The organism is Actinospica acidithermotolerans (assembly GCF_018139625.1).
Classification (GTDB): domain Bacteria; phylum Actinomycetota; class Actinomycetes; order Streptomycetales; family Catenulisporaceae; genus Actinospica; species Actinospica acidithermotolerans.
Genome location: NZ_JAGSOH010000058.1, coordinates 23,930 through 45,107, shown reverse-complemented (window position 1 = coordinate 45,107; position 21,178 = coordinate 23,930). Strand labels below are relative to the sequence as shown.

22 protein-coding genes are annotated in these 21,178 nt (G+C 70.9%); 11 read left to right on the top strand and 11 right to left on the bottom strand.

Features of this window, described 5'->3' with window-relative positions; translation table 11 throughout:
• Nucleotides 1–192 precede the first annotated feature (192 nt).
• Both KDK95_RS19600 and KDK95_RS19595 read left to right on the top strand, forming a co-directional pair.
• Entirely contained in the window at nt 193–1,104 is a 912-nt protein-coding gene (locus KDK95_RS19600; RefSeq protein WP_307844477.1) for a glutaminase, read from the top strand.
• Between the two features lie 225 nt (nt 1,105–1,329).
• Nucleotides 1,330–1,608: a hypothetical protein gene (locus tag KDK95_RS19595; protein WP_212519660.1), complete on the top strand. Its 279-nt coding sequence runs from the start codon at nt 1,330–1,332 to the stop codon at nt 1,606–1,608.
• 117 nt (nt 1,609–1,725) lie between these two features.
• On the opposite strand, the gene KDK95_RS19590 is transcribed toward KDK95_RS19595, so the two are convergent.
• Nucleotides 1,726–2,682: a YhjD/YihY/BrkB family envelope integrity protein gene (locus KDK95_RS19590; RefSeq protein ID WP_212519659.1), complete on the bottom strand. Its 957-nt coding sequence runs from the start codon at nt 2,680–2,682 to the stop codon at nt 1,726–1,728.
• A 207-nt stretch (nt 2,683–2,889) separates the two neighbouring features.
• Between KDK95_RS19590 and KDK95_RS19585 the strand changes: the two genes are divergently transcribed.
• Both KDK95_RS19585 and KDK95_RS35975 read left to right on the top strand, forming a co-directional pair.
• A complete protein-coding gene (locus tag KDK95_RS19585; protein ID WP_212519658.1) occupies nt 2,890–3,315 on the top strand; it encodes a DUF7144 family membrane protein in 426 nt (141 codons plus the stop codon).
• 2 nt (nt 3,316–3,317) lie between these two features.
• Entirely contained in the window at nt 3,318–3,806 is a 489-nt protein-coding gene (locus KDK95_RS35975) for a DUF1269 domain-containing protein (protein WP_212519657.1), read from the top strand.
• 75 nt (nt 3,807–3,881) lie between these two features.
• On the opposite strand, the gene KDK95_RS19575 is transcribed toward KDK95_RS35975, so the two are convergent.
• Nucleotides 3,882–4,778 (bottom strand): LysR family transcriptional regulator, encoded by an 897-nt coding sequence (locus tag KDK95_RS19575; RefSeq protein ID WP_212519656.1) that lies wholly within the window; start codon nt 4,776–4,778, stop codon nt 3,882–3,884.
• Nucleotides 4,779–4,883: 105 nt separating this feature from the next.
• Between KDK95_RS19575 and KDK95_RS19570 the strand changes: the two genes are divergently transcribed.
• Nucleotides 4,884–6,035, top strand: coding sequence for a YeiH family protein (locus tag KDK95_RS19570; RefSeq protein ID WP_212519655.1), 1,152 nt, complete (start codon nt 4,884–4,886; stop codon nt 6,033–6,035).
• A gap of 40 nt (nt 6,036–6,075) precedes the next feature.
• Here KDK95_RS19570 and KDK95_RS19565 read toward each other — a convergent pair whose 3' ends face one another.
• The gene (locus KDK95_RS19565) at nt 6,076–6,573 is read right to left on the bottom strand and encodes a VanZ family protein (protein ID WP_212519654.1); all 498 of its coding nucleotides are present in this window, start codon (nt 6,571–6,573) and stop codon (nt 6,076–6,078) included.
• Nucleotides 6,574–6,805: 232 nt separating this feature from the next.
• Nucleotides 6,806–7,375, bottom strand: a complete 570-nt coding sequence (locus KDK95_RS19560; protein ID WP_212519653.1) for a TetR/AcrR family transcriptional regulator — start codon at nt 7,373–7,375, stop codon at nt 6,806–6,808.
• 87 nt (nt 7,376–7,462) lie between these two features.
• Between KDK95_RS19560 and KDK95_RS19555 the strand changes: the two genes are divergently transcribed.
• A complete protein-coding gene (locus KDK95_RS19555; protein WP_212519652.1) occupies nt 7,463–8,386 on the top strand; it encodes an NADP-dependent oxidoreductase in 924 nt (307 codons plus the stop codon).
• A gap of 151 nt (nt 8,387–8,537) precedes the next feature.
• A complete protein-coding gene (gene gnd, locus KDK95_RS19550) occupies nt 8,538–10,004 on the top strand; it encodes an NADP-dependent phosphogluconate dehydrogenase (RefSeq protein ID WP_212519651.1) in 1,467 nt (488 codons plus the stop codon).
• A gap of 92 nt (nt 10,005–10,096) precedes the next feature.
• Here the strand turns inward: gnd and KDK95_RS19545 are convergent, their stop codons facing one another.
• The 3 genes from KDK95_RS19545 to KDK95_RS19535 all read right to left on the bottom strand — a co-directional run bounded on the left by KDK95_RS19545 (nt 10,097) and on the right by KDK95_RS19535 (nt 13,205).
• On the bottom strand, nt 10,097–10,861 hold the full coding sequence (locus KDK95_RS19545) for a carbohydrate ABC transporter permease (protein ID WP_372463355.1): 765 nt from the start codon (nt 10,859–10,861) through the stop codon (nt 10,097–10,099).
• Between the two features lie 173 nt (nt 10,862–11,034).
• Entirely contained in the window at nt 11,035–11,925 is an 891-nt protein-coding gene (locus tag KDK95_RS19540; protein ID WP_307844474.1) for a carbohydrate ABC transporter permease, read from the bottom strand.
• Nucleotides 11,922–13,205 carry an ABC transporter substrate-binding protein gene (locus KDK95_RS19535; protein ID WP_212519649.1) on the bottom strand — a complete coding sequence of 428 codons (1,284 nt, stop codon included), beginning with the start codon at nt 13,203–13,205 and terminating at the stop codon, nt 11,922–11,924. Before KDK95_RS19535 ends, KDK95_RS19540 begins: the two co-directional genes overlap by 4 nt.
• Before the next feature lie 243 nt (nt 13,206–13,448).
• Here KDK95_RS19535 and KDK95_RS19530 point away from each other — a divergent pair, with 243 nt between their 5' ends.
• Nucleotides 13,449–14,378 (top strand): NADP-dependent oxidoreductase, encoded by a 930-nt coding sequence (locus KDK95_RS19530; RefSeq protein ID WP_212519648.1) that lies wholly within the window; start codon nt 13,449–13,451, stop codon nt 14,376–14,378.
• 29 nt (nt 14,379–14,407) lie between these two features.
• On the opposite strand, the gene KDK95_RS19525 is transcribed toward KDK95_RS19530, so the two are convergent.
• The 4 genes from KDK95_RS19525 to hglS form a co-directional block, all read right to left on the bottom strand.
• On the bottom strand, nt 14,408–14,647 hold the full coding sequence (locus tag KDK95_RS19525) for a hypothetical protein (protein WP_212519647.1): 240 nt from the start codon (nt 14,645–14,647) through the stop codon (nt 14,408–14,410).
• A 371-nt stretch (nt 14,648–15,018) separates the two neighbouring features.
• The gene (locus tag KDK95_RS19520) at nt 15,019–16,368 is read right to left on the bottom strand and encodes a chloride channel protein (protein ID WP_212519646.1); all 1,350 of its coding nucleotides are present in this window, start codon (nt 16,366–16,368) and stop codon (nt 15,019–15,021) included.
• A complete protein-coding gene (locus KDK95_RS19515) occupies nt 16,365–16,610 on the bottom strand; it encodes a hypothetical protein (protein ID WP_212519645.1) in 246 nt (81 codons plus the stop codon). Before KDK95_RS19515 ends, KDK95_RS19520 begins: the two co-directional genes overlap by 4 nt.
• Before the next feature lie 21 nt (nt 16,611–16,631).
• Nucleotides 16,632–18,047, bottom strand: a complete 1,416-nt coding sequence (gene hglS / locus KDK95_RS19510) for a 2-oxoadipate dioxygenase/decarboxylase (protein ID WP_212519644.1) — start codon at nt 18,045–18,047, stop codon at nt 16,632–16,634.
• A gap of 74 nt (nt 18,048–18,121) precedes the next feature.
• Between hglS and KDK95_RS19505 the strand changes: the two genes are divergently transcribed.
• The 3 genes from KDK95_RS19505 to KDK95_RS19495 are packed head-to-tail and all read left to right on the top strand — an operon-like array spanning nt 18,122 to nt 21,161.
• Nucleotides 18,122–19,438 carry a glycosyltransferase family 2 protein gene (locus KDK95_RS19505; protein WP_212519643.1) on the top strand — a complete coding sequence of 439 codons (1,317 nt, stop codon included), beginning with the start codon at nt 18,122–18,124 and terminating at the stop codon, nt 19,436–19,438.
• A 26-nt stretch (nt 19,439–19,464) separates the two neighbouring features.
• Nucleotides 19,465–20,103: an acyltransferase gene (locus KDK95_RS19500; protein WP_307844473.1), complete on the top strand. Its 639-nt coding sequence runs from the start codon at nt 19,465–19,467 to the stop codon at nt 20,101–20,103.
• Nucleotides 20,100–21,161: a DegT/DnrJ/EryC1/StrS family aminotransferase gene (locus tag KDK95_RS19495; RefSeq protein ID WP_212519642.1), complete on the top strand. Its 1,062-nt coding sequence runs from the start codon at nt 20,100–20,102 to the stop codon at nt 21,159–21,161. Before KDK95_RS19500 ends, KDK95_RS19495 begins: the two co-directional genes overlap by 4 nt.
• Nucleotides 21,162–21,178 lie beyond the last annotated feature (17 nt).

Here is a 21,178-nt window from a genome sequence, read left to right as displayed (position 1 = left end):
CGGTGGGGCATGAGGGCCTTTCCGGTAGCCGGTGCAGATGTCGCAATCCACACCAAGCCAGAAGGCCCTCACCCATTACAAGATCAACCGGCCGTGACCCCCGTCACCAACCTCTGTGGTCAGTACACCTAGGCCGGGTGACCGGCGGACGACGTGCATCTGGCGGCCCGGAGCGTGCGGCACAATGACGCCGTGGACTACCAGCAGATCTTGGCGGAGGCGGCAGCGGCCGCGCGGGCCACGGCCGGCCAGGGGCGGGTCGCCGACTACATCCCGGCTCTCGCCAAGGCCCCGGCCGACGCCTTCGGGATGGCGCTGGCCACCGCGGACGGGGAACTGTACGGCGTCGGCGACTGGGAGCGGCGCTTCTCCATCCAGTCCGTCTCCAAGCTGTTCACGCTCGTCCTCGCGATAGCGCACGGCGGCGACGAGCTCTGGCGGGGCGTCGGCCGCGAGCCGTCGGGCAACCCCTTCAACTCCCTGATCCAGCTCGAGACCGAGCACGGCATCCCGCGCAATCCGTTCATCAACGCCGGCGCGATAGTCGTCACCGACCGGCTGCTGCAACAGACCGGCGACGCCGCCGGCGCCGTGCTCGACTTCCTGCGCACCGAGTCCGGGAACCCGTCCCTGGACATCGACCCGGAGGTGGCCGCATCAGAGGCCGAACACGGCCACCGCAACGCCGCGCTCGCGCACTTCATCGCCAGCCACGGCAACCTGCTGGGCGACGTGGACACCGTGCTCGCCCACTACTACCGGCACTGCGCGATCGAGGCCGGCTGCGGCGACCTGGCGTTGGCCGGGCGCTTCCTCGCCCGGCACGGCGTACGCGCGGACGGCAGCCGGCTGCTGCAGCGCAGTCAGGCCAAGCGCGTCAACGCCATCATGCTCATCTGCGGCACCTACGACGCGGCGGGCGAGTTCGCGTACCGCGTGGGCATCCCCGGCAAGAGCGGCGTCGGCGGCGGGATCCTGGCTGTCCTTCCGGAGCGGGCCACGCTCTGCGCCTGGGGCCCGCGACTCGACGCGGCGGGCAACTCCGTCGCGGCGATGGCGGCCCTGGACCACTTCACCACCGCGACGGGGCTCTCGATCTTCTAGGCCTGCCGCGTCAGCGGCCGAAGCGCTGTGATCCGGGAACCCCGCCCGCGCACCCGGAACCGTCGAATCCGGCCGACGGGCCGATCCACGAGCACGTCGATTCGGTGCCGGCTCCGCCGGCCGCGGCCGGGGGCGTCCCCGGGCGGCGGTGGCGTTCCTGGCGTCCATGCCCCGATCGGACGCAGGGGGGATGCGTCCGCGCGGACCCGGTGGTCCCCTGGAGTCATGCGTGAGATAGAACCGAATGCGATCCTCGTCGGCGGCCCGGAGCCGCAGGGCGGGCGGCAGATCTGCGCCGGTCCGAACCTCGTCGAGTATCGCGTCGCCACCGCGGACGGTGTCGAGCACGTCTGGCTGCGCAGCGACCGGCTCGAGCGGCTCAAGGGCTTCGGCTGGGCTCGGGTGTACGCGCACGTCAGCGATCTGGATGCGGCGGTCATGGGGACCGGCGAGCCCTACTTCCCCGAGGGCGCGGTGCCCCCGGTGCCCGTCGTGCCGGCCTGATGGGACCGCATCGGCGGCCCGGTCGGTCCCCCGATCGGGCCGCTCGTCGTTCTCGGCGGATCTCCGCATCCGCGCGGGGGGCGATGCGCCGATCGAATCCACCCGGGGCGGGAGCCCTCATTCGGCGTCCGGCCGGCCCTGCTGCCGTAGCTCCCGGGACTTGCGGACGCTGTCCCAGCGGGAGCGGGCCTGCTCGACCACGGCCGCCCACTGCTGGCTGACCTCGTCGTACGGGGCGCGCTGCCCGCGGGCGATCCGGTCGAGCTCGTCGGCGACCTCGCGGCCGAGCGCCGAGGAGGCGACCAGGATCAGCATCGTGCCGAACAGCGCCGTGATCATGGCGAACACCGCCCCGATCGGGCCGTACCGGGTCGCGGCTGAGTTGAACAGCGTCGGCAGGTAGACCTTCCCGGCTTCGACGTACACGGCGGCCGCGATCGCGGCGATGATCCCGAAGGGCACGAGCCGGCGCAGCGGTACGCGCTTCGCGGACAGCACCCAGGCGCTCCAGGTGAGGAACAGGACGCTGATCGGAATCTCGGCCAGCGAGGCCGCCACCTCGATCCGGCCGCCGCCCAGGTATCCGTAGATGCTGCCGGACACCACCGTGTAGAGGACCAGGGCGAGCAGCCAGATCAGCCCGTTGATCGTGTTGCGCACGCTGAGCGGCGCCAGCTCCCACGCCTGCTCGACCATGCGCTGGACGGCGCGGGAGAAGCTGAGTGCGGAGACGAGCAGGAACAGCGTCCCGAGGACGTCGATGCCCGCGTCGGTCTCGCCGGCGAACGCGAACAGCTGCCGCACCGCCGCCTCGCCGCCCCCGCTCAGGTCGTAACGGTGCACGATCCGGTCGGCCAGGTCGCGCGCGCTGAACTGGGAGAGCAGCGAGGAGACGACCAGCGCGAGCGGGACCAGCGCGGTGAGCGCGCTGGAGGCCAGGGCCATCGAGCGGTCGAAGCCGGCGATCTTCTGGAACCGGTTGATGACGCGGAGCACGAACGCCGGGCGCAGCCAGAAGGTCAGCGAGCGGCGCAGTCGTGCGCGTCCGCGCGGTTTACCGTCCGACCTGCTCATCTCGCGACCACACTAAGGTCCGCGGCGCCGTCCGGCCCCGACGGTGCAAGCGGGTCGGCGTGTCGCGCAATCCACAGATCACCCCTGGCAGGTGATCCACCGGCCGCGGTGCCGGGCCACGCTTGCTGGTAGGAGCGCCGGAGACACCGGCGGGCCATGCGGAAACGAGCCGGATCTTCCGACCAGTCGCTTGCAGAGGAGAGAGAGATGGCGACGCACACCACGAGGCCGTACACCGGCACGCACCCGGAGCTCGCGACCGACGAGGGCGGCGGGATGATCGCCTTCGCGGCGGTGCTGCTCGGCGTCCTCGGCTTCTTCAACCTGCTCAACGGCATCGCCGCGATCGCGAACTCGCACATCTTCGTCAACGACGCGCACTACGTCGTCGGCGACCTGCGCGCCTGGGGCTGGGCGGTGACCATCCTCGGCGGCCTCCAGCTGGTCGCCGCCGTCGGGGTGGCCGCGCGGAACCAGGTGGCGCGGTGGTTCGGCATAGCCGTCGTCTCGCTCAACGCCATCGGGCAGATGTTCTTCATCCCGGCGTATCCCTTCTGGTCGCTGATGATCATCGCCGTCGACGTCGTCGCGCTGTACGCCCTGTGCATCTACGGCGGCAAGCAGCGGGCCTGATCGTGGCGACGCTCACCGTCTGGAAGTTCCCCGACGCCGAGGGCGCGCACAAGGCCCTGGTCACCGCGGAGAACCTGCAGAAGCAGCAGCTGATCAAGATGCTCGACGGCGCCGTGGTGAGCTGGCCCGAAGGGGCGAAGAAGCCGCGCACCACCCAGATGCACAACCTGACCGGCGTCGGCGCGCTCGGCGGCGCGTTCTGGGGCATGCTGTTCGGCCTGCTGTTCCTGATGCCGCTGCTCGGTGCGGCCATCGGCGCGGCCTCCGGCGCGCTGGCCGGCTCGCTCTCCGACGTCGGCATCGACGACGAGTTCATCAAGGAGGTGCGGGACAAGGTCACGCCCGGCACCTCGGCGCTGTTCGCCCTCACCTCGGGCGCGGTCCTGGACAAGGTCGAGCCGGCCTTCGCCGAGCTGCGCCCCGAGCTCATCCGCTCGAACCTCTCCGAGGAGCAGGAGCAGCGGCTACGCGAGGCGTTCGCCGAGGAGTGAAAGTGCCCGACGACCGCGCGACCCAGCACTGAGGTCGCGCTCCGTCGTCGTCGCGCGGCGGCGGTGCTGCGGGGGTCAGCGCCGCCGCGCGACGGCCAGCAGTTCCGCCGCGGGCCCGACCAGCTTGCGGTCGTTCGGCCAGACCGCCCGCAGGACCCTGCGGAGGTCGAGGCCGTCGACGCTCACCGCGGCGAGCCTGCCGTCCGCGATGTCGGTGCGGACGGCGAGCTCGCTGACGACGGCCGGGCCGGTGGCGGCGATCACGGCGCTGCGCACGGCGGTGGCGGAGCCGAGTTCCAGCAGCGGTTTGGCCATGGCGACGCCGGCCCGGCCCAGAACCTCGTCGAGCGTCTCCCTGGTTCCGGAGCCGGCCTCGCGCACCACGAGCGGGGTGGCCGCCAGCTCCTCGACGCTCAGCGGCTTGCGCCGCCGGGCCCAGGGATGGCCGTTGGCGACCACCACGATCAGCCGGTCGTGGGCGACCGGGCGGGTGGCCAGGCCGGCCGGCGGGTGCGGGGACTCGATGAACCCGAGGTCGGCGGCTCCGGAGCCCACCAGGGCCGCAACCCGTTCGCTGTTGGTGACCTGCAGTCCGACGTAGAGATCGGGCCGCTGGCCGCGCAGCTGGCCGATCCAGCTCGGCGCCAGGTACTCCGCGATGGTCATGCTCGCCGCGACGTGCAGTTCGGCGTCGCGGCGCACGCGTAGCGCCTCGGCGCCGGTCATCAGCTCGGCGAGGTCGTCGAGCACCCGCTGGGACCAGCCGACGACCATATGGCCCGCCTCGGTCAGCCTCGAGCCGCGCCGGGAGCGCTCCAGCAGCACCAGGCCGAGGCTGCGTTCCAGGGTCGAGAGCCGGTGGCTCGCGGTCGGCTGCGAGATGCCGACCCGTTCGGCCGCCGCACCCACGCTGCCGAGCTGCCCGACCAGCACAAGCAGCTTCAGCGAGTCGAGATCTGGGGCCCGGGTCACCTCACGAGTCTACTGCTTTCCATTTCGCTGTCATAGCCTCTCGCTATGACCTGGTCATGACTCGGGGACTACAGCCCGGCTCGCCGCGGCGAGAGAGTCGGAGTCATGAAGACGGAGACCCCTGAACGCACCTCGGACGTCGCGCGCCACACCCCGGCCGCGCCGACGGGCCCGAAGCTCGGCGACCGCGTGACCTCGCGGCTGCCCGGACTGGCCCTCGCCCTCGGCATCGCGGCCGTCGCCACCGTCATCGGCACGCGGCTTCCGCTGGTCGGCGGGCCGGTCTCCGGCATCGTCATCGGCACGGTGCTGGCCAGCGTGCTCAAGCTCGGGGACGGCGGCCGCGGCAGCGGGCTCGGCAGCCGGATCGCCGGCCGGCTGCGCCCGGGCATCGGGACCGCGAGCAGGACCCTGCTGCAGGTCTCCGTGGTCGTCCTCGGCGCGCAGCTGTCCCTGCGCCAGATCGTGCAGGTGGGCGCGCAGTCCCTCCCGGTCATGATCGGCACGCTCGCCGTCTGCCTGAGCGCGGCGTACGTCGTCGGGCGCAAGCTGAAGGTGACGGGGGACCTCGCGACGCTGATCGGCGTCGGCACCGGCATCTGCGGGGCCTCGGCGATCGCCGCGGTCACGCCGGTCATCGGCGCGGTCGGTGTGGACGTGGCGTACGCGATCTCGACCATCTTCGTCTTCAACATCGCCGCCGTGCTCGTCTTCCCGCTCGTCGGCCACCTGCTCGGGCTGAGTCAGCACGCCTTCGGACTGTTCTCCGGCACGGCCGTGAACGACACCTCGTCGGTCATCGCCGCCGCCACCGCGTACGGCAACGACGCGGCGGACTACGCGGTCGTCGTCAAGCTCACCCGCACGCTGCTGATCATCCCGATCTGCCTCGTCCTCGCCGCCCTCGTCCGGCGCCGTGCCGAGCGCCAGGCCGGCGGCGCCGAGGCCGCGCCCGCGACCGGGGCCGCGACGACGGCCGCGCGCCGCGTCCGAGTCCGGGCCCTGATCCCCTGGTTCCTCGTCGGCTTCCTCGTCGCCGCCGCGATCAACACCGCCGGTCTCGTTCCCGCCGAACTGCACCCGCTGATCGGCAAGGGCTCCGGCTTCCTGATCACCACGGCCCTGGCCGCGATCGGACTGTCCACCGACTTCACCGCGCTGCGCCGCACCGGGCCGCGCCCGCTGGTGCTCGGGGCCGTGCTCTGGATCACGGTCTCCGTCACCAGCCTCGGGATCCAGGCGGCGCTCCACGGCTGACCGGGGACGCACCCGGGCACGCGCTCCGAAACCCGGCCGGTCACGCACTCCGCCGCGTGGCCGGCCTGCGCCGTCCCCGGTCGACCGAGCGCGCGAGAATCTGCTGCCACCAGTGCAGATGGTGCGGATGCAGCCGCATCCCGAACATCCGCCCGAGCGGAACGTAGCCGAGCGCGGCGCCCGCACCGGCCAGGATCAGATCGTCGATGTTGACCGACGTGCCGCGGATCACAAGATGCTGCAGCAGTTCGACCGCGGAGATCAGCACCGCCGTCACCACCTCGACGCGCAGCAGCCCGCGCAGCCGCGGCGTGATCTGCGGCAGCAGGAACCCGAGCACGAACCCCATGGCGATGTTCCCGCCGATCTGCAGGAACTGCTCCTCGACGGTCCCGTCGCGCAGATAGAGCCGGATCGTCGCGAACGGATGCATGTTCGGCCGGCTGAACACGACCGAGTTAGGCGTCGGCACCAACGTGATCCGCAGCACCTCGAAGACAGCCAGCGTCAGCAGGATCAGCGCCAGACTCCGCACCATCGCCCGAGCCGCACGTCCGGTAGGCGTCCGCCAGTGCAACACCGGCCCGGGAGCCGGAGCCGCTGCCTTCTTCGGCGCAGTTTTCTTCTTCGCCGGACCCTTCGCGCCGGTACCCTTCGGCGTCTTCGTCCGTGTTTCAGTGGGTTTATGTAGTCGCACGTCCTCCTCCTGGAGGGCCGAGTACCCGGATGCAGAGCGCTTATTCAATACGCACGCCGCGGCCGTCGGCGCCTCAGACCTCCTGGACGGCCGCCTGTACGTCGCTGGCGGCCCGTCGGACGAGGTCGCCGAACCCGTCCTCGTTGCCCGCCTCCGTCCATCGCTCGTAGGCCCACTTCAGGACCAGTGCTCCCAATTGCGCGGCCGCCTCGGCGACGGGTCCGGCCACGCCGCGGTCGGCCAGCGCCCGGGCGATCGAGGCGGTGAGGCTCGCGATCTTGAGGGTCTCGCGCTCCATCAGGTCCGGATGGGCGTCGATCACCGCGCGCCTTCGGGTGACCAGCGCGCGACGTTCGTCCGTGAACAGGCTTTCCCCGAGCGCGCCGAGGCCACGCGCCACCGCTTCGAGCGGGGTCGCATCGTCAGGAGCCGCGGCAATCGCGGTGACCAGTTGCTCGGTCATCAGCTCTTCACCGAACAGTACGCCGCGCTTGTCCTGGAAGTGCCGGAAGAAGGTGCTCTTCGCGAGGCCGGCGCGCTGTGCGATGTCGACGACGGTCGTGTTCTCGTAGCCGCGCTCCATGAACAGTTCGAGAGCGGCGCTCGCGAGCCGTTGCGAGGCGTTGGGTTCCCAGCGGGCCATGCGGACCATCTTACGGGACTTGGTCCCATCGGCCGTGGTACGGTGGGTGATAGGACAAAGTCCCATCACCTTCTGTGGAGGCGCGTCATGAGCAGAGCTGTCGTCTACGAGACGTTCGGCGGCCCCGAGGTCCTGGACCTTCGCGAGGTGCCCGAACCGCACGCCGGCCCCGGCCAGGTGCGCGTCCGGGTGGCCGCGGTCGGGCTCAACCCGATGGACTGGATCTTCTCCTCGATGCCGCAGATGGCGCAGCAGTTCGGCATCACGCTCCCGGCCGGCTTCGGCACCGACTTCGCGGGCACCGTGGACGAGGTCGGCGAGGGCGTCTCGGGCTTCGCGGTCGGGGACCGCGTCCTCGGCGCCGCGACCGGCCGGGCCGCCGCCGACCACCTCCTGGTCGACCCCGCCGGCCCGGACACGCTCCTGCGCACCCCGGACGGGATCGGGGACGAGGTCGCCGGCGCGATCACCATCGCCGCCGCGACCGCCTCGGCGGCGCTCGCGGCGATCGGCGTGGAGGCGGGGGACGAGGTGCTGATCGGCGGTGCGGCAGGCGGTGTCGGCGTGTTCGCCGTCCAGCTCGCCAAGCTGGCCGGCGCCCGAGTGATCGGCACTGCCTCCGAGGGCACCTTCGACTTCCTGCGGCAGTTCGGCGTCGAGCCCGTCGCCTACGGCCCAGGCCTGGCGGACCGCGTGCGCGCGCTGGCGCCGAACGGGGTGACCGCGGCGACCGACCTGTTCGGCACCGAGACCGCCGAGGCGGCGCTCGAACTCGGCGTCCGCCCGGAGCGCATCTCCACGATCGCCGCGGGCCCCAGCCCGCCCGGCGCGGTGCGCGCGACCGGCGGCGCCGACGCGCGGCCGCAGGAGCTCGAGCGGATCGCCGGCCTCGTCGCCGCGGGCTCGATCACCGTGCCGATCGCCGCGACCTTCCCCGTCGAGGAGATCCGGGAGGCCGTCAGGCTGCAGGCCGGCCGGCACGTGCACGGAAAGATCGTGGTCGTCCTCTGATCGCAACCCGCGCGGCCCCGATCGGGCATGACCCGGCCCGATCGGGGCACGGCGTGCTGACGTGCGGATCGGCGCTCCGGGGCGCAGGCTGGAGGGCGTCGCCGCCGCGAGCAGGCAACGCTATCCAGAAGAACCCCAGGAGGCTTCGCAGATGACCACGCAAGCTGATGCCCGCGCCCAGATCGGCGTCACCGGGCTCTCGGTGATGGGCCGCAACCTCGCGCGCAACCTCGCCCGCAACGGGTTCACCGTGGCGCTGCACAACCGCAGCGTGGAGCGCACCCGCAGCCTGATGGCCGAGCACGGCGACGAGGGCGACTTCGTGCCGTCCGAGTCGATGGAGGAGTTCGTCGCCTCGCTCACCCGGCCGCGCGCGGTGATCGTGATGGTCAAGGCGGGCGCGGCCACCGACGCGGTGATCGAGGAGCTGACGGGCCTGCTCGAACCGGGCGACATCGTGATCGACTGCGGGAACACGCACTACACCGACACGATCCGGCGGGAGAAGGACCTGGCGGCGAAGGGCCTGCACTTCGTGGGAACCGGCGTCTCCGGCGGCGAGGAGGGTGCCCTGAACGGCCCGAGCATCATGCCCGGCGGATCGGTCGAGGCCTACCGCACGCTCGGCCCGATCTTCGAGAAGATCGCGGCGCAGGTCGACGGCGTGCCCTGCGCGGTGCACGTCGGGCCGGACGGCGCCGGCCACTTCGTGAAGATGGTGCACAACGGCATCGAGTACGCCGACATGCAGCTGATCGCCGAGTCCTACGACCTGCTGCGCTCCGGGCTCGGCGTGAGCCCCGGGCACATCGCGGCGATCTTCCGCGAGTGGAACCGCGGCGAGCTCGAGTCGTTCCTGATCGAGATCACCGCCGACGTGCTCTCGCACGAGGACCGGTCCACCGGCAAGCCGTTCATCGACGTGGTCGCCGACCGGGCCGAGCAGAAGGGCACCGGGCGCTGGACCGTGCAGAGCGCCCTGGACCTGGGCATCCCGATCACGGGTATCGCCGAGGCCACCTTCGCCCGCTCGCTCTCCGGCCACGTCGACCAGCGCCAGGCCGCGCAGCGCACGTTCGAGGGCCGGGCCGGCGACGTCGACCCGGCCGGCGTGGTCGAGGACCCCAAGCAGTTCGTCGAGGACGTGCGCAACGCGCTGTACGCCTCGAAGATCGTCGCCTACGCGCAGGGCTTCGACCACATCCAGGCCGGCAGCGAGGAGTACGGCTGGGACATCGACCGCGGCGCGATGGCCACGATCTGGCGCGGCGGCTGCATCATCCGGGCGCGGTTCCTGGACCGGATCCGAGCCGCCTACGAGGAGACTCCGGGCCTGGAGAGCCTGCTCGTCGCGCCGTACTTCGCGGACGCGGTCGCGGCAGGCGTCGAGAGCTGGCGGCGGGTCATCGCCGCCGCGGTGCGCGCCGGGATCCCGACCCCGACCTTCTCCTCCTCGCTCGCCTACCTCGACGCACTGCGCCGCCCGCGGCTGCCCGCCGCGCTCATCCAGTGCCTGCGCGACGACTTCGGCGCGCACACCTACCAGCGCGTGGACCGGGAGGGCACCTTCCACACGCTCTGGGCGGGCGACATGAGCGAGCAGAGGGTGGACAAGTAGGGGCGGATGCTCGGACGCGCAGTGTGCCCCCGGCCGTGGATCGGCCGGGGGCACACCGGGTACTGCTCCGCGACGTGCGTCCGGCGACGGTGCTACTTGATCGCGCCGAGGGTGATGCCCCGGGACAGCGTGCGCTGGAAGATCAGGAAGAACACGATCGCCGGGAAGATGCCGAGCAGCGCCGAGGCCGCCTGCATCGTCACGTCGACCATGTGCTCGCCCTGCGCGAGGCCGAGCGCCACCGGGACGGTCTCGTTCTGGTTGGAGGGCAGCAGCACGAGCGGGATGAGGAACTCGTTCCACGTCCAGATGAAGAAGAACGTGAGCATCACCGTGATCGTCGGACGGCTGATCGGCACGACGATGCGCCACAGGATCCGCCAGACTCCCGCGCCGTCGATGCGCGCGGCCTCCAGCAGCTCCCGGGGGAACGCGCCGAGCACCGAGGAGAGCAGGTAGGTGCCGAACGCGCTCTGGATCACCGTGAAGATGATGATGACCACCAGGCGGGTGTCGTAGAGCCCTAACTGGTTCGCGAGGTAGTACAGCGGGTAGATCAGCGCCTCCTGCGGCAGCAGGTTCGCCAGCAGGAACAGGACCAGGATCGTCGTGCGACCCTTGATACGGCCGATGCCGAGCGCGTAGGCGCTCAGGATCGACAGCAGCACGGCGAACACCGCCACGCACGCGCTGATCAGCACACTGTTGACAAGCACCTGGCCGAAGTCCACCTGCTGCCAGAACGTCTGCAGGTTCGCCAGGCTCAGACTCTGCGGCACGCTCAGCGGGCCGTGCGCCGCGTAGTCGGTGGAGGTTTTGACCCCGTTCATCACGACGAGCACGAACGGCGCGACCATCGCGAGCGCGAGCGCGCCGAGGACGACCAGGGCGAGGTACGAGATCGGCGTGCGCCCGGCCCTGCCGCCGCCCGAGGACTGCCGGCCGACGCGCCGCGGTCGGCGCGGGCGGCGCGGCCTGCGGAGGCTGTCGGGGCGGGCGTCTTCGAGGGCTGTTGCTTGAGCCATCTGCCTCACCCCTCCTCGGCCGTGCGCCGCTGGACGACGAGGAAGACCACTGTCACGACGAGCGCGATCGCGGCGAGCACGGTGGCGACCGCCGCGCCGTAGCCGACCTGCGTGGTCTCGAAGAAGTTCTCGTACGAGTAGTACGACGGGATCGTGGTGGAGTAGCCGGGGCCGCCGCCGGTGAGCACGTAGATCGGGGCGAACGCCTTGAGCGCGGCGATCGTGCAGATCAGCAGGACCACCATGAACTCGGGCCGCATGTGCGGCACCGTGATGTGCCAGAACCGGCGGGGCCACGACGCCCCGTCGAGTTCGGCCGCCTCGTGCAGCGCGGGGTCGATCCGCTGGAGCCCGGACATGAAGACCACGAGCGGGAACCCGAGCTGCAGCCAGAGCATCACGAACATGACGGCGTACAGGGCCGTGTGCGGATCGCCGAGCCAGTCGTGCGCGAGTGAACCGAGGCCGATGTCGCGCAGCAGCGAGTCGAAGGCCCCGTTGTTCGGCGAGAGGATCCAGCCCCACACCACGCCCATCACCGCGAGCGGCATCACCTGCGGCAGGTAGACGCACGCCCGCAGGACGCTCGCGGTGCGCGGCCCGAAGCGCACCGCGATGACGTCGAACAGCGCGGCCGCGATCACCAGCCCGAGGCACGTCGGGGCGATCGCCATCGCGACGACGAGCAGCGCGTTGTGGCCGAAGCCGGACCAGAACTGCGGATCCGACAGCAGCCGCCGGTAGTTGGCGAGGCCGATCCAGTCCATCGAGCCGATGCCGTGCCAGGAGGTGAAGCTGATGTAGACGTTCATCGCGAAGGGCACGGCGATCACGGCGAGCAGGGCCGCCGCCCCCGGCGCGATGAACCAGGCGTAACCGCGTTCGGAGCGGGTCACTGGCTGAGCCCCTGCTGGTACGCGGTCTGGAGGGCGCTGAGCACCTGGCCGGGGGAGGAGCCGTTCATCAGGTTCTGGGTCTGCGAGATCAGGTCGTTGTAGAACCCGGACACCGGCCAGTCCGGGTAGAACGCCAGGCTGTCCGAGGCCGCGAGGCTCTGGTACTGGGAGATCAGCGTCTTGGCCATCGGGTCGGTGACCTGCGTCGGATCGGCCGCGACCGGCACCGCGCCCTTGTTGGCGATCAGGTTCTGGATGTCGGGCTGCAGTGTGTCGTTGATGAAGTCGTAGGCCAGGTCCTTGTTGTGCGCCTTGGCCGGCACCACCCAGATGTTCCCGCCGGAGCCGGGCACGTGCTGCGCGCCGGGCCACAGGAACGAGCCCCAGGAGAAGGACTTCACCTCCGACTCGAACGTGCCGTACCACCAGCTGCCGGAGACCATCATCGGACTCTTGCCCTGCTCGAACGCGGTGCCCATGTCGGTGGAGGTCGAACTCACCGTGTCCTTGGCGATGTAGCCCTTGTCCACCCATTGCTGGAACGTGTTCGCGGCCCACGTCCACGCGGCGTCGGTGAAGTCGGCCTTGCCGCCGGTCTGATACGCGGTCACCCACGACGAATCAGCCTTCATCAGCGCCAGGTCGTAAAGGTACTGCTGTGCTGGATAGTCGTTGCCCGCGCTGGCGAGCGGGGTGATTCCCTTCGAGGCGAACGTCTGGAGCGCGGCGACGAATTGATCGAAGGTCGTCGGCACGGCGACGCCGTACTTCTCGAACATGTCCTTGTTGTAATAGACCATGGCGTACTCGGCGTAGTCCGGGATGCCGTACCAGTCGCCCGAGCCCATCACGCCGTTGGTATAGCGGCTGGTGACCGCGACGTTCCCGGTGATCTTCCTGTCCCAGCCGTACTTCGCGACCTCGGGCGTGAGGTCGGTGAGCAGGCCCTCCTTGGACAGCAGCCCGGCGGTGGCGTCGCCCTTGTTGTATTCGAGCACGTCCGGGGCGTTCGACGAGTTCAGCAGCATCGCCCCGCCCTTCTGGATCTGGTCGAAGGTCTTGAGCTGCACCTTGACCGTCACCCCCGGGTGCGCCTTCTCGAAGTCCTTCACCGCCTGCGCCCAGGCCACCCCCATGGCGCTGTCGGCGGCTTCGTAGTCCCAGACGGTCAGGACGGACGGAGACGACGAGGCGGAGTTGCTGCATGCGCTGAGCCCGGCGGCCACCAGAACGGCGGCGGCCGCGAGCGAGGTCGACCTGCGTATCCCGACGATCCGCATTCGAATGCTCCTTTGCATCATCTGTCGAAGCGCTTCAACCGCGTCACAGGTTAATGAGCCTGGGATGGACCGGCAAGGGGCTAGATCAGTCAGCGTATATGGGGATGAATGATCGAAGCGCTTCGATATGTATTCGAGCAGTGCACTGCCGAGATCGGACGTCTCACCCGGTCGGAGCAGGGGCGGGGTGTGGCTCCCGCGGAGGCGGGCAGTGGGGAGGGGGACTACACGAGGAGTGACACGATGCGGGCTGCGGTCGCGGCTGAGTTCAACGGAATCGAGAGCGTCCGGGTCGGTGACGCGCCGACCCCGGTCCCCAAGGACGGGCAGGTGCTGGTCAGGGTGCGTGCCGCGGGTGTCGGCAGGTGGGATGTCGGCATGCTCGCCGGAGGCTTCCCCGGCCTCGCGACGCCGTTCATCCCGGGCCAGGAGGTCGCCGGAGTCGTCGCCGACGTCGGCAGCGGCGTCGACGTCGAACGCGGCGACCGCGTCTACGGGACCTTGTTCCCCAGCGGCGGCGGCTTCGCCGAGTGGGCCGTCGTCGACGCGGCCCGCCTCGCGGTGATGCCGGACCGCCTGGACTTCCCGGAGGCGGCGGGCCTGGTGATCGCGGCGGGTACCGCGCACGAAGGCCTGGTCGACCGCGGCGGGCTGAAGGCCGGTCAGACGGTTCTGGTCACGGCCGCCGCCGGCGGTGTGGGCGGCGCGGCGGTCCAAATCGCGGCGGCCCTCGGCGCCCGGGTGCTCGGCGTGGCCAGCGCGAGGAACCACGATTACGTGCGGAGCCTCGGCGCGAGCTACGTCTTCGACTACCACGACGCCGGCTGGCCGCAGCAGGTCCTCGCCGCCGAGCCCGGCGGAGTCGATCTGCTGCTGGACTGCGCCGGCGGCCAGACCCGCGATCAGGCGATCACCGCCGTGCGCGACGGCGGCCGGGCCGGCTTCATCGTCATCCAGGACGCCGAGCCCGAGCTGCCCCGCGGCATCACCGCCGACTCCTTCGCCGCCCGCGTGACCCGGTCCCGCCTGCAAGCGCTCAGCGCCCTGGTCGAGGCCGGCAGCCTGCGCGCGAACATCGCCGAGGTCATGCCGCTGGATCGGGCCCGCGACGCCCTCGCGCAGGTCGCGAGCAGGCACACCCGCGGAAAGATCGTGATCCAGGTCGAGCCCTGATATCTCGGTTCAGGGTTCCGAACCGCGCGTCACTCGAGCAACGCAGGGGCCTGAGCATCGTCGATCTTGAGGATGCTGCCGCACTTCGCGCAGACCAGCCGGTTCTGGTCGAGGGGGAGCGGAGAGGCGCCGCAGACGTCGAGGTGCGCGGCGACGGCGGCCTTCGTGCGATCGGCGTGCCGGTCGGCGATCTCGGTGTCGGACTTCAGGTAGTCCGGACGCCGGCCGCGTTCCTCCTCGGAGCCGGCTCCGGCACCGGCGCCGCGCATCTGTCCGCAGGACGCCGCGGAGCCCTCCTCCGGCGATCCCTGCTCCGAGGCGATGACGGTGCCCCGTTCGGCTTCTCCCAGCCGGCGCGCATCGCCTCGTAGGAGTCGCCGTGCGTGGTCGAGGCCAGCGCCTTGACCTTCGCGTGAGCGGCGTCGTGGGTGTCCGAGGTGTTGTTCGCGTACTTCCGGACCTGGGCCGCCCAGTTACGCAATTCGTCCTCGTCGATATCCGGCCAAGGGATCCCCAGCATGTTCAGACACCATGTGAGCTCGCTCGGCAGTTCGATGCTCAAGGTGGGCACCTCCGCGTCAACGTCGACCTTTGCGAGGAGCGTGCCATGCGCAGGCGGGGACCGGTCCCCGCCTGGGTGCTAGTCGGACGCCGGCTTCGGCGGCGCCGGGGAGAGGCGGACCGAGATGACGTACGCCGTGACGACCGACACGATCACCAGGGGCATCACGGTCAGTCCGTCCTTGCCGAGTAGCAGCGTCGCGAGCAGTACCGCCGTGAGCGGCAGCCGCAGCATCGCGACACCGATCGCGCCGATGCCCATGGCGACCGCCGCGACGAACGGCAGGTCGGGCAGGTGCGAGACGAGCAGGCCGCCTGCCGCGCCCAGGTACAGCGACGGGAAGACCGGTCCGCCGCGGAACGCGGAGAGCGAGAGGGCATACCCCAGCGCCTTGTAGACGACCAGGAGCAGGAGCGCGGCCACCGTGTACTGCGCACGGTTCTGGACCAGCGGACCCAGGCCGCTCTGGCCGGAGAAGAGCACGTCGGACGAGGAGTGTCCCGTCCCCTCCGCGTACGCGATGGCCAGGCCGGCCACGAGCAGGCCGATGATCGGCATCAGCACCAGGCGACGCGGTGCGACGTGCGGTTGCGCGGCGCGCGCGGCCCGGCTGATCAGGACGCCGATCAGCGCGCCCGCCACGCCGATGGCCAGTGCCCACCCGAACTGGCCGACGTCGGGCTGCTTGACGGCCGGGAGGTCGGGGATCGTCAGCGAGGTGGTCGACAGGCCGGTCCACGAATCGAGCCCGATGAAGATGAGCGCGCCGATGCCGGCCGCGAGAAGGCCGGGCAGCAGGGCGACGTCGAGCGCGATGCCGCCGAGCCCGGACGTCTCCATCAGCAGGAACGCGCCGGGCAGCGGGGAGCCGAACAGCGTGCTGATCGCGGCGAAGCTCCCCGCCGCGCCGACCAGGCGCACGGCCCGCTCATCCGCGCGTTTCATGCGGCGCACGACGAGCGCGGCCAGACCGCTGCCGAGCGCGATCAGCGGAGCCTCCGGGCCGACCACGGCGCCGAGGCTGATCGAGGCGAGCGCGGCGATGAGGATGCCCGGCAGCATCGCCGCCGTGGGCACGGCGCCGCTCTCGAGCCCCTCGGAGGGTTCGTGGCCGCCGGTGCCCGGCAGGAAGACGATCGCGGCCGCCGTCAGCGCTCCGGAGACCGCGAGCAGCGGCAGCGGCCACCACATGGGTGCGCCGTGAAAGCCCAGGCCGCGCGGCAGGTCGGTGTAGAACACCGTCTGCAGGTGGTCGACGGCCTGCAGGAAACCCCAGGCCGCGGCGGAGAGCGGCACGCCGATGACGCCCGCGAGCAGCAGCAGCGCGAGGTAGCCTCGGGTGCGGATCGCGTCGAGCGGATCGGTGGGCTCGGCCCTCGCCGCGCCCGCTGCCGGGGCGTGATCGGCGGGCCGCTCGTGCGACGTCACATCTGCCCATGCGGTCGCTGCCGGCGCTCGCTCGCCATGGGCCCGAAGTCGTAGCGCTCCAGCTCGGGGTACTCGGAGTCGGGATGCCCGCTGGGCGCGTATGTGTCGCCGTCGCCGTTGTAGTGCTCTAGGTGCAGGTACGCCGGCCGCCGCGCGCGAGCGACCGCTCCGTCGAGTGGTCCGCCGCGCAGGATGTAGCCCTCGGGGTGCGGCGCGGTCGGTTCCTGAGGTGAAGTCGTCATATAGCCAGTGAGCGACGCGGTTCACGGTCCGGCGACGCGGCTGGGCCATTGGGTGGAACCCAGCTCTTGCGCCAATCGGGCCAGCGACTCGCTCTGCTGCTGTTCATACAGGTCGAACGGGTCCAGGACGTCCCGGTCGATGTCCGCCGCGATGCGCTGGGCATCGTAGGCCATCCCGTCGTGCCCCTCGTCCTTCGAGCCTGCGCCGCTGAGGTTGGACTGGAAGATCCCGGCCGCGGAGCGGGGCAGGAAGTCCTCGTAGACGATGGGCCGAGCGGTCGCCCAGCCCTGCCGCACGAGCTCGTCGGCGGTGCCGGGCGGGCGCGAACCGTCGCGCGGGCGCGCGGGGGAGAGGTGGTAGGTGAAGTACCCGAGGCCCTGCGCGGCGAGGTCGCGCTCGGTGCCGGGCAGGTGCTCGGCCCACACCCGGCGCGCCACGTCGCTGCGGGGTTCGTCGGGACGGGACGCCGCTTCCCGGTCGACGAGCGTCAGCAGCCTGTCGTAGAGCTCACGGCCGGACCGGGTCAGGGCGATGCCGCGCGCCTCGACCTCCCCGAAGCGCACGCGCAGCGACCCGACGGCCACGGTACCGTCCGCCAGCCGCAGGGTGCGCGGCTCGGCCAGCGCCCGGAACGATGTCTGGCGCAGCAGCACGTCGGGGCCGTGCCACCGCGGCGGGCCCTGGATCGAATCGATCATCTCGATGCCGTGCGCGCCCATCCGCCGGTAGAGCTCGTCGATGTCGAGCACGCGCGGGGTGAGGTGGTTGATGTGCGTGCTGCGTACGCCGCCGATGTCCGCGGCCACCGCGGAGACGCGCTCCAGGGTCTCGTACCAGGCCTTGTCCACCGGCTCCTGCGATAGCTCGAACGCCGATACGGCCAGATCGAGGAACCGCTCGGCGGCCTCCTCGGGCAGTTCGCCCTCCGCCTCCGCGCGGTCGGCCAGGGCCAGCAGTTCCGGGGGGAACAGCTCGCGGTCGGCGAGGAAGGCCTCCAGCCGGGCGCGCAGGTCGGCGTCGAAGAACCGCGGGTCGGCGGGCGTGAGCATAGACGTGAAGACCCGGAACGGGTTGCGCTCCAGCTCCGCGGCCTCGACGGGGCGGAAAGCGGTGGATACGACCGGGACGGCGCTGGACGCCGCGTCACGCAGGTCGTAGAAGCCGACCGGCCGCATGCCGAGAGCGCCGAAGATCCGCGCGACCTGCTGCATCTCGCGCGGCGTGCCGACGCGGATCGCGCCGTGCCGCTCGGCGCCGACCCGGCCGATGGAGCCCAGCCGCTCGGCGTCGGCGCCCTGCGCGCGCAGGACGTCCTCGTTCACCTCGCGGGAGACGTCCACGAGCGTGGTGTACGCCGGAACCTCCCGTCCGTACATCCGCGAGAGCCGCTGGGCGAACGCCGCCCGCAGCCGCCACTGGCCGATCGTCGCGACCATCGTCGGTCCTGCCTTTCGAGCTCGGGGTGCAGGCTACGCCGGTCAACCGGCCACGCCCCGCCGGGGGCGAACCGTTGCCTGGAATCACCGTATCGGTGGACTCTTGTCGCCCTCACGGGTGTTATTTCCCCGCTGCATCGGTGCATCGCACGTGGCGGCGCCGGGAACGAAGTAGCCTCGGCATCCGCGATTCGTTTGAAATAAACCTGAAACCAGCTCATAAGGTGGGTCTGATATCGATGTACAGGGATCTGACGGTCGCCGTCGTCGTGCCGGCGTACAACGAGGTCCGATTGATCGGTAAGACGATCCGCACGATGCCTGGATTCGTCGACCATATCGTCGTCATCGACGACTGTTCCACTGATAACACGTCCGACGAGGCACTCTCCGTCGGAGATCCCCGCGTTCAGCTGATCAGGCATCAGCACAACACCGGAGTCGGCGGCGCGATCCTGGACGGGCACCGGCTCGCACTCGACCTCAAGGCGGACGTGAGCGTCGTCATGGCGGGTGACGCGCAGATGGACCCCGCCTACCTGCCCGCGCTGCTCGATCCGATCGCCGACGGCGAGGCGGAGTTCACCAAGGCGAATCGCTTCTTCTCGCGCACGTCCTTCACCGGGATGCCGAAGCATCGGGTGTTCGGCAGTGTGATTCTCTCTTTTATGACGAAGGCGTCGTCGGGTTACTGGCACCTCTTCGACCCGCAGAACGGCTACACCGCCACCTCGGCCCGCGCCCTGCGCGCCATCGCTCTCGACCGGGTGGCGACGGGATACGAATTCGAGAACGACCTGCTGATCCGATTGAGTATCGCGAATGTGCGGGCGCGTGACGTGCCCGTTCCGGCGGTCTACGGCGCCGAGGTGTCGGGAATGCGCCTGCACAAGGTCATCCCCGCGGTCTCCTGGCTGCTCTTCCGCGGATTCTGGAAGCGCATTCTCGTCAAATACGTACTCCAGTCCTTCTCGCCCGTCGCCCTGCTGCTGTTCGCCGGGATGGCACTGTTCGGGTTCGGCACCGCCTTCGGCCTCGGCATGACGCTCTACCGCATCTTCGGCGGCAGCGCGCCGAGCGCCGGCACGGTCCTGCTCGCGGTCACGCCGCTGCTGGCCGGCCTCCATCTGATCATCAGTGCCTGGACGCTCGACATCCAGCAGGCACCGGACCGGCCGGTCTGGGACGCGGGTTCGGGCGCGGCCCTCGCGCGTCAGCGCACATTGACTCCCTCCGCGACGGCCGCGACCGCCGACATGACGGCGGCGGCGGCCAGCATGACGGCCGCGACCTCCGGCATGACGCCTGCGGCGGCCGCGACCGCCGGCTCTGCGTCCGCGGCGAGCCTGGCCGGGCCCGTCTCGGCCGCACGGGTGCCGGGGCAGTCCTGACCGTGGCCGAAGCGGAGGAGACACACGTGAATAGGACAGCGAACGCCACGCAGGCCGGCGCGCCCCCGCGGATCGACCCCTCGGCCCTCGTGCACGACCGGGCCTTCGTCGGCGGCGACACGGCGGTCTGGCACCTCGCCCAGGTGCGCGAGGACGCGCGGATCGGCGAACAGTGCGTGATCGGCAGAGGCGTGTACGTCGGCGCCGGCGTGCGCATCGGCGACCGCGTCAAGATCCAGAATTACGCCCTCGTCTACGAGCCGGCGCTCGTGGAGGACGGCGTGTTCGTCGGGCCCGCCGTCGTGTTCACGAACGACCGGCATCCGCGTGCGATCACCGCGGAGGGCGACGCGAAATCGGCAGCCGACTGGACGCCGGTCGGCGTGGTCGTCAAATACGGCGCCTCGATCGGCGCCGGCGCGGTGTGCGTGGCGCCGGTGACCATCGGGCGGTGGGCGCTGGTCGCGGCGGGATCCGTGGTCACCCGCGACGTGCCCGATTTCGCGCTGGTCGCGGGCAATCCCGCGCGGCGCGTCGGTTGGGTGGGCCGGGCCGCGGTCCCGCTCGTGCCGCTCGGCGGCGATCTCTACAAGTGCCCGCAGACGGGCGTGCGGTACGTCAAGACCGGAGACGCTCCGGAAGTTCTGGAGGAGATTCACCCATGATTCCCGCTGCCAGGCCGGAGATCGGCCAGGACGAGATCGACGCCGTGGTCCGCGTGCTGCGCACCGGCCGGGTGGTGCAGGGCCCCGAGGTCGCGGACTTCGAGCAGGAGTTCGGCAAGCTGGTCGACGGCCGGGCCTGCGTCGCGGTCAACTCCGGGACCTCGGCCCTGCACCTGTCCATGCTGGCGCTCGGGATCGGCCCGGGAGACGAGGTGGTCGTGCCCTCGTTCTCCTTCGCGGCCACGGCGAACGCCGTCGCGGTCACCGGGGCCGCCCCGGTCTTCGCCGACATCGACCCGGACACGTTCTGCCTCGACCCCGAGTCGGTCGCCTCCGTGATCACCCCGCGCACCGTCGCGATCGTGCCGGTGCACCTGTTTGGCCACCCGGCCGCGATGGACGAGCTGGTCCCGCTGGCGGGCCGGCACGGCCTCGCGATCGTCGAGGACGCGGCCCAGGCGGTCGCCGCGCGGCTGGGCGACACTCCCGTCGGCGCGTTCGGCGACACCGCCTGCTTCAGCTTCTATCCGACGAAGAACATGCACAGCCTCGAGGGCGGCATGATCGTCACCGGCGACCCGCACCTCGAGCGCAAGCTGCGGCTGCTGCGCAACCAGGGAATGCTCAAGCAGTACGAGAACGAAGTCGTCGGCCTGAACAACCGGATGACCGACGTCGGCGCGGCGGTCGGCCGGGTCCAGCTGGCGAAGCTGGACGCGTGGACGCAGCGACGGCGCCAGATCGCGGCGCGCTACGACGCGGAACTCACCTCGGTGCGCACCCCGAAGGTGGCGCGGGACGCGTGGCACGTCTACCACCAGTACACGATCACGATCGAGCAGGACCGGGACGGCTTCCGCGAGCGGCTCGCGGAGCTCGGTGTCGGCAGCGGCGTCTACTACCCGACCCCGATCCACCGCCTCGCGCCCTACAGCTTCAGCGTGGCGGACCTGCCCGTGACGGAGCGCGCCGCTGAAACCGTCCTGTCGCTGCCGGTCTACCCGCTGCTCGACGACGAGCAGGTCGGCCAGGTCATCGAGGCGGTGAACTCGCTGTGAGCACGAACACCGCGACC